Origin of the sequence: Acidovorax sp. SUPP3434 (genome assembly GCF_030159015.1) — a bacterium.
In the GTDB taxonomy this organism is placed as follows: domain Bacteria; phylum Pseudomonadota; class Gammaproteobacteria; order Burkholderiales; family Burkholderiaceae_C; genus Paracidovorax.
This window is the reverse complement of record NZ_BQXL01000032.1, coordinates 1-8120: the sequence shown is the minus strand read 5'-3', so window position 1 is coordinate 8120 and position 8120 is coordinate 1. Positions and strand designations below refer to the sequence as shown.

At 63.5% G+C, this 8120-nt stretch carries 7 protein-coding genes; all 7 read left to right on the top strand.

The window, feature by feature from the left end; translation table 11 throughout:
* Window positions 1-394: DUF2169 domain-containing protein (locus AVKW3434_RS24030; protein WP_284407847.1), on the top strand; the 394-nt coding region annotated here is incomplete at its 5' end.
* A 213-nt stretch (window positions 395-607) separates the two neighbouring features.
* The gene (locus tag AVKW3434_RS24025) at window positions 608-1597 is read left to right on the top strand and encodes a hypothetical protein (RefSeq protein WP_284407846.1); all 990 of its coding nucleotides are present in this window, start codon (window positions 608-610) and stop codon (window positions 1595-1597) included.
* Window positions 1598-1618: 21 nt separating this feature from the next.
* Complete coding sequence (locus AVKW3434_RS24020) at window positions 1619-6265, top strand: RHS repeat-associated core domain-containing protein (RefSeq protein ID WP_284407845.1); 4647 nt, start codon at window positions 1619-1621, stop codon at window positions 6263-6265.
* Complete coding sequence (locus tag AVKW3434_RS24015; RefSeq protein WP_284407844.1) at window positions 6258-6512, top strand: Imm32 family immunity protein; 255 nt, start codon at window positions 6258-6260, stop codon at window positions 6510-6512. Before AVKW3434_RS24020 ends, AVKW3434_RS24015 begins: the two co-directional genes overlap by 8 nt.
* 152 nt (window positions 6513-6664) lie before the next feature.
* Complete coding sequence (locus tag AVKW3434_RS24010) at window positions 6665-7099, top strand: hypothetical protein (protein WP_284407843.1); 435 nt, start codon at window positions 6665-6667, stop codon at window positions 7097-7099.
* Window positions 7100-7229: 130 nt separating this feature from the next.
* Entirely contained in the window at window positions 7230-7760 is a 531-nt protein-coding gene (locus tag AVKW3434_RS24005) for a hypothetical protein (protein WP_284407842.1), read from the top strand.
* Between the two features lie 100 nt (window positions 7761-7860).
* The coding region (locus AVKW3434_RS24000; protein ID WP_284407841.1) for a hypothetical protein at window positions 7861-8120 on the top strand (260 nt) is incomplete at its 3' end.

The window sequence follows — 8120 nt, the reverse complement described above, 5'->3', positions numbered from 1 at the left end:
GCAGGGCACCTTCGGCGACGCCTGGCAATCGACCCGCGCGCCCGACCTGCCCGAGGACTTCGACCCGCGCCACCACAACGCCGCACCCGATGCGCTGCAGCTGCGCGAAAGCCCCCGCCCGGGCCATTGCCTGGCCCTGCACGGCATGTCGGAAGAGGGTCCGCTGTATTTCACATGGCCGCAACTGGCACTGACCGTGCAGGCAGAGACCGCAGGCGGCACGCTGCTCCCGCCCCAGGAACTGCGTTGGGACACGCTGCTGGTGGACACCGCAACGCAGCGCGCCTCGCTGCTGTGGCGCGCCGTGATCGCGCCGCCCGCACTGGAGCGGATCGGCGTGATGCACGTCGCGGCACATGCCCGCACACCCAGCGCCCAATCCCCCTTTCCCTGATCCATCGAGATGCCACCACTTTCGACCGCACCCGCCGCACCAGGCGTTTGGCACATCGCACACGCTGGAGCCGTCACCTCGGCCGGGACCAGCGCCTGGCAGTCCGCCGCATCCTGGGTGGGTCTGCAAAAACGGTTCCGGAAAGCAGCACACCCCGGCGTCGGCCCGCATGCCATCACGACCGCACCGTGCCCGGAGATCACATCGGGCGCAGTGGGCGTATCCCGCCTCGCCCGGCTGCTCGGTGCCGCCTTGGCCGACGTGGTGTCTTCGATGGCACAGCCGGGACACGATGCGGAGTGGGCCGCTCCCGCCCGCATGGCGCTCGCCTTGCCCGAGCGCATGAGCGACGGCGAAAGCACCGATCTTTGGCAGCAGGCCCTGGCCGAACTCGGGCGTTGGGCTGGCCCTGCGGCCAGCGCAACGCTCGGTGCCGTGCCGTGCCGCTTCGTTCGCGGCGGGCACACGGCAGGTTTTGCCGCACTGCAGGCCCTCGGCCCTTGCGACGGTGACTCCTACGACACCGCGCTGCTGATGGCCGTGGACAGCCTGCTCGATACCGCGACCCTGCAAGCGGCCCATGCCCGCAGTGCGTTGCTCACGGACCGCCATGCCGACGGCTGCATCGCCAGCGAAGCCGCCGCTGCCCTCTGGCTGCAAGCCGCCTCGGACACGCGGGACGCCAACGGGCGCGGGCTGGTGCTGCACCCGCCGGCGCTGGCAACGAATGCCACCGCGCATCGACTTCCCCAGCAGGCCCCGGAGCCCGAGGCGCTGCAACACGCCTTGCGCTCTGCCCTGGCCCATGCCCGCTGGCAAGCAGACAACGTGGGCTACACCGTCTCGGATTTCGATGGCTCCACCTGGCGGGCGATGGCACAGATTCCCACCCGGGCCCGGATAGGGCCAGGGTGGGACCCCATCGACTGGGAGCCCGCCGCCGTGATCGGCCAGGTCGGTGCCGCCACGGGCCCGGTGCATTGGGCCCTTGCCGCACAGCGCCTGCGCCACGATGCGCGACCGCCCAACTCCATCCTGTCGTGGGCGCTGGACGAGGCCACCGCAGCAGCGGCCGTGGCACTGGAACGCACCATCGGTACCGGGGCGGCTGCACACCAGCGTCCCCCGGCGCACGGACATGACACGCGCGCGGTGGCAACGACCTATTCCGCGCGCTTTCTCCAGAACGAAAAAAACGGCTGACGGCCAAGGGAGGGAAACACCATGGGTACGCACATATTCAGCGGGGGCGAAGGCGCGATCACGCAGGTGGCCGACGGCTGGACGTTCGATCCTTGGACCTACGTCAAGCTCAAGCCCAGCGGCAAGCAGGGCACCGCCTGGCACCGCAACAACAGCAAGGCCATCCAGATCCCGCTGGGCACCATCCATGAACACGGCACCGACATGTCCAACCGCTACGGCGCGATGGACCAGGGCCAGCACGATCCCTCCAGCACCATCGTGGGCTGGTTCACCAACGTCCGTGACCGGGTGAACGAGCACGTCACCTACGTCAAGTCCGTGGTGCACGAAGGCGGCGAGATGGTGGTCAACGGCGTGATCACCCTCACCAATTCCATCCTGAGCCAGCTGGCGCCCGAGACCCAGCAATTGATTCACAACACCACCGACGTGCTGGGCGGCATGACCGCGGCTCACTTCACGGACGCCGCCCAGGAGGAGATCGAACAGGCCATGGAGTTGCTGCAGGACCCGTCCACCTACACCGGACTGGCCCTGTCGATGGCGGCATCTGCGGCCCAGGGCATTCCCGTGATCGGGCAGGTGATGGGGGGCGCCGTGGTGGCTGACCGGGCGCTCGCGATGGGCGAGGCGGGCGTCGCCGCCGCGCAGGAACTCAAGGCCATGATGGACACTTGGAGTTCCCATATGACCGAGCCGCAGAAGGAGGCGGCGCGCAAGCAGTTTGCCAAATGGCTGCTGCACGGGGGCCTCGCGCTGCTGGCCGCCCTGGCGGGCAAGAAGTTCAAGACCAGCACCAAGAGCAAGGGCAAGAACGACACGCACGAGACCAAGGAACACAGCAACCGCCAGGACCCCAACGGCAAGGGCGGGTGCGAGTTGTGCGCCATCGGCGGGCCGGTCATCCTGTCCAGCGGCCAGAAGCTCATGGACGAGACCGACTTCACCCTGCCCGGCCCTTCCCCTGAGCTCGCCCTGGTCTGGCGGCGGCGCTACCGCTCGGGTCTGGCCGAGGACGGCCCCTGGGGCCGCGGCTGGAGCCATCCGGTGGCGCAGGAGCTGCGCCTGTCGGCCGACGGCATGGTGCTGCTGGACGAGGCGGGCCGCCATGTGCCGCTGCCCCACGTCGCCGTGGGCGGCGAGTGGTTCGACCCGTATGAGAAGTTCACCGTGCGCCACCCGGAAGAGGGCCTGTGGGTCATCGCGCACAAGGGCGGACTGGAGCACCACTACCGCCAGCATGCCCCCGAGCAGTGGCGCCTGCCCCTGGCCCGGCTGCAGGATGCGAACGGCAATGCGGTGGCGCTGCACTGGGTGGCGGGTGACACCGAGGCAGGCACGGGCGAGGTGCTGACCTGGAGCGCACGGCAGGCCCGCGAACAGGCCATGGCCGATGGCGCTGCGAGCGCAGGGAGTTTCTCTTCGCCCTTCGCCTCCCCCTTCGCACGACCGCGCCTCGTCGGCCTGTCCGATTCGGCCGGGCGGCAGTTGCGCCTGACCTGGACCCAGGCCAGCGGGGCACCGTCCCCCGACGATCCCCTGCGCGGCGCGCGCCTGTCCACGGTGGAGTTGCGGGTGCCGGGCCACACCGGCAGCCAGTTGCTGGCGTCCTACGACTACGACGCGCAGGGCCAGTTGGTCGCCACGCAGCACGGCACCCAGCCCTACCGCCAGTACGCCTGGCGCTCGGGCGTACTGGTGGGCTACCGCAAGGCCAGCGGCCACCGCTACTTCGCCCAGTACGACGCGGAAGGCCCGCAGGGCCGCGTGCTGCGTTCCTGGTGCGCCGATGCCCCCATCCCCGGCCAGGACGACGACCGCTTCACGTATCTGCCCCACGAACGCATCACCCGCCACACCGACGGCCTGGGCCGCGTGACGGCCTACCACTGGGATGCGCGCTTCAACATCGTGGCCACCGTCACCGCCGAGGGCACGCCCGAGGAGTTGCGCGAGGCAACGCCGTTCGATGCCACCGGCACCCCACGGGGCAGCATCGACCCGCTGGGCCGGCGCACCACGCTGCGCCACGACGCGCGCGGCAACGTGGTGCAACTCGTCAATGCGCTGGGGCAGTCCACGGCGCTGCAATACGACGCGATGGACCGGGTGACCACGCTGCGCGATGCGATGGGCTTCGAGTGGCGGCGTGCCTACGACGCGCAGGGCAATCTGGTGCGGATGACCGATCCGCTCGGGCAGACCACGGCCTACCAGTACGAGGGCCTGGGCCGGCCGGTGGAGGTGACCGATGCCCAGGGCGGCAGGAAGGTGCTGCGCTGGGACGAGGCGGGCAATCTGGTGGCCTATACCGATTGCTCGGGCCGCACGACACGCTTCGGCTACGAGGCGCGGGGCCTGCCGGTGCTGCGCACGGACGCGCTGGGGCACAGCACCTACTACCAGTACGACAGCGCGGGGCGGCTGGTGCGCGTGGTGGAGCCGGTGGCCGCGCAGGCGGCAGCGCCCGGCACGGGCGTGGGCGCCGCCCCCGTGACCGCGATCCACCGATACGAGTGGAACGGCGAAGGCCACTTGCTGGCCTATGCCGATCCACTGGGGGCCATGACCCGCTACACCTACGACGGCGCGGGCCGTCCCCTGACCCGCACCGACGCCGCCGGCCGCACCCTTGCCTACCACTACGACCGCGCGGGCCGCCTGATCGCCCTCGACAACGAGAACCGCGCGCAGGCCACCTTCCGCTACAACCTGCGCGACCAGCTCACCGACGAGATCGGATTCGACGGCCGCTGGCAGCGCTATGTGTACAACGCCGCGAGTGAATTGACCCACCTGATCGAGACGGGCGGCAGCGAGGCCGGGCCGGGCAAGGTCACGCACTTCGAGCGCGACGCGCTGGGCCGGCTGCTGGCCAAGCGCGCCCAGGGACACGAAGGCCCGCCCGAGGAGACCACCTACCGCTACGACGCGCTGGGCCGGCTGATCCAGGCGAACAATGGCGCGGCCCATCTGGCCTTCGCCTACGATCCCGTGGGGCAGCTATTGAGCGAGACGCAGACGCTCATCGGCCAGGGCGGTCCTGGCTTGCCAGCGCGACCGGGCCGCGCCCCAACCATTGGCCGGCAGGACATGCAGCGCAGCTTGCGCCACCAGTACGACCCGCTGGGCAACCGCACGCAGACCCTGCTGCCCGATGGGCGCACGCTGAACTGGCTGTTCTATGGCTCCGGCCATCTGCACCAGATCAACATCGCGCTGCCCGGACAGGAAGGCGCGCACCAGGTCATCGCGGACATGGAACGCGATTCCTTGCACCGCGAGGTCGAGCGCAGCCAGGGGGCCGTCTCCAGCCGCTACGAGTACGACCCTGCGGGCCGGCTGGTGCACCACCGCGCCGGTTACCGCCCCAGCGGCAATGTGCAAAACAGCCGGGCGGGGACGGTGCTGGAGCGGGTCTATGCCTACGACCTGACAGGCCAACTGGTGGCGCGCGGCGACACGCTGCGCGGGCGCCAGGACTTCCGCTACGACCCCACGGGCCGCATCCTGGCCGCCCTGCCCGGGGCTGGCAGCCACCAGCCGCGCGAACTGTTCGCGTTCGATCCGGCGGGCAATCTGCTGGATGGCGGCGAGGCGCAGGTCGGGCGGCAACACAGCAGCGAAGCCAGGGCCGGCCTGGGCGTGGTGGGTGATAACCGCCTGCGCTTCTACCAGGACCTGCACTTCGAGTACGACGTGCACGGCAATGTGACGAAGCGCACGCGGGGTAATCAAAAAGGTGGCAACGCCAGCATCACCACACTGCGATGGAACGCGAACCATCAATTGGTCGAAGCCATCACCGAACGCCATGGCGTGACGCAGACGACCCACTATGCCTACGATGCGCTAGGGCGCCGAGTAACCAAATCCGACAGCTTTGGCACCACCTTCTTCCTGTGGGATGGCGATCTGATGGTGCACAGCCAGCGTGGGGGTAAGGACGCGCTGTTCGTGTACGAGCCATCCAGCTTTGTGCCGTTGGCGACGGTGCAAGGGACGCAGAATGACCGCCAGACTTATTGGTATCAGTGCGACCAGATCGGGGCGCCGCTGGAGTTAACGGATGCGCAGGGGCAAATCGCCTGGGCGGCGGATTACAAGGTGTGGGGAGAGGCCACATTGCGGACCGTGGCGAGGACGGGGACGAATGACCGCTTCATCCAGCGTCGAATGGGGCATGGACCGGGAATGGACCAGAGCAACGGTGCCAGCGCCCGTTCATCCATCCTCCCGCCCATTGAGCAACCCTTCCGGTTCCAGGGGCAGCAGTTCGATGAGGAAACCGGGCTGCATTACAACCGGTTCAGGTATTACGATCCGGCCGTAGGCAGGTTTACAAGCCAAGATCCCATTGGTTTATCTGGCGGGACCAATTTATTTCAATATGCTCCCAATGCATTAATTTGGCTAGACCCGTGGGGACTTGCAAAATCCGGACGCTGGGAAAAAGTCGGCCAAGGAAGGGTTCGAATTGACCCGCCTCACGTCGAAAATACAAATCAACAGACACATGCCCATTGCCAGTGCCCTTCGAGAAAAAAAGAGATAGTTATTAATAAAGACGGATCACAAAGCCATGGATCAAGAGGAGACGTGTCTGATTTGACGAGAGCGGAAAAGAAGTATCTCAAGGATAAAGGTTTTAATATCAATGACTAAACTACCTCCTTTTAACGCAACTGCAACCGAAAAAGATCAGCAAGAAAGCATTGAAATCGACGAAATAACGTTACACGCAACGCCTGAAGCCTTCCGCGCCCTAGGGATATTCTTTTTAAATGCAGCACATGAAATGGATTTAAATGAATCAGACCACATTCATTTGCAAGACAGCGTACAAAACTTCTCCTCGAAAAAACATTGCGACATAATCTTACTGAATAAAAAAATCATCAAACACAACTGATTTCAGAATTAAAAAGAGACTTAACAGTCATTAAAAATCCTGGAGATCAGTCCGAAAAGACTATCTACTGTTACGACGCACCGGGCCGGCTGACTCAGGCGAACAATGGCGCCGCCCACCTGGCCTTCGCCTACGACCCGGTGGGGCAGCTATTGAGCGAGACACAGACGCTCATCGGCCAGGGTGGCCCCGGTCTGCCGGCGCGGATAGGCCGCGCAGCAACGGCCGGCCGTCAGGACCTGCAGCGCAGCTTGCGCCACCAGTACGACCCATTTGGCCACCGCACACAGACGCTGCTGCCCGATGGGCGCACGCTGAACTGGCTGTTCTACGGCTCCGGCCACCTGCACCAGATCAACATCGCGCTGCCAGGACAGGAGGGCGCGCACGAGGTCATCGCCGACATGGAGCGCGACGCGCTGCACCGCGAAGTCGAGCGCAGCCAGGGGGCTATCTCCAGCCGCTACGAGTACGACCCGGCCGGGCGGCTGATCCACCACCGCGCCGGATATCGCGCCAGCGGCAACATCGCTACACAGCCCGTACTGGAGCGGGCCTACGCCTACGACCTCTCGGGCCAAACTTAAAGAAATGTCCTCTGGCGCATTATCCAAGGTATGGCGAAACGACAAAAAAATGAAACCTATGCATGCTTGTCCTTCATGCGGACATGTGCAAAAACAACTCGGCATCAAAGATTGCAATTGAGATTTTAAAATGACCAACTCAAAAAGATCAGATATAAAAATCCTGAAAATAATAGGCAAAATATATAAAATTAAAGATATCAAATTCGAAGAAATACAGGAAATAATACATGATTTCGCTGAAGAATTTCTATCCAATAAACTTCCCGAAAAAATCAAAAATAACAACCAAGAAGATATTGAAAAAATAACTTCATATAACGAAACCATACGTGGTTTCTTGCAAGGAAAAATAGATCTGGAAACACTCAGAAGAAGAAGAGTGGAATGTCTTATTCTTACCGACAAGCTATATGAATCTCATCTGAAGAACATAACTGCATTCATCGCAAAAGGTCTCTTTGACAAAGGTGTGGCTTCATACGATGAAGAATATGGCGCATATATGTATTTCGAGACTTTGTTGTTCACCCTCCAAAAACTGGAGGACGCATCAACTTGCGAATATTTTCCAAATTACATATCTAATCATTCAGTAATGAAAAAATATGAGAATTCTCAAATTCGAAATGCAACAGCTCCCCGCAGCACAGGTCCATGATTCTGCCGCGGCCTTAATCATCCTATTTGCTAAATTTTCCATAGTAAACTTTTTAATTTTTTCGACGGCATAACGCACTTCGCGTACGAACCCGACAGCTTTGTGCCGCTGGCAAGCATCCAGGGCACGCAAAAGAACCGACAAACCTACTGGTACCAGTGCGACCAGTCTGGCCTACCACTACGACCGCGCCGGCCGGCTGATCGCCCTGGATAACGAGAACCGCGCGCAGGCCACCTTCCGCTACAACCTGCGCGACCAGCTCACCGACGAGATCGGATTCGACGGCCGCTGGCAGCGCTATGTGTACAACGCCGCGAGTGAATTGACCCACCTGATCGAGACGGGCGGCAGCGAGGC